Origin of the sequence: Klebsiella sp. K47 (assembly GCF_051858335.1) — a bacterium.
Classification (GTDB): Bacteria; Pseudomonadota; Gammaproteobacteria; order Enterobacterales; family Enterobacteriaceae; genus Klebsiella; species Klebsiella pneumoniae.
In genome coordinates, this window is sequence record NZ_JBPYUI010000166.1 from 1 (window position 1) to 250 (window position 250).

Below are 250 nucleotides of genomic sequence, written 5' to 3' on the forward strand. Positions count from 1 at the left end.
GCGCGACAAGCTCGAAGGCCACCACAAGGTGACCATCCGCGACGAGGCCTTCGTCGCCGCCGCCGAGCTGTCCGACCGCTATATCGGCAACCGCTTCCTGCCGGACAAGGCCATCGACCTGATCGACGAGGCTGCGGCCAAGATCAAGATCGAGATCGACTCCAAGCCCGAGGTCATGGACAAGCTCGAGCGCCGCATGATCCAGCTCAAGATCGAGCGCGAGGCCATGAAGAAGGAAAAGGACGAGGCC

Annotated in this window: 1 pseudogene; it reads left to right on the forward strand. The window is 62.8% G+C overall.

Features of this window, described 5'->3' with window-relative positions:
* Positions 1-250, forward strand: a pseudogene (locus RRF55_RS27550) (hypothetical protein); the annotation flags it as partial.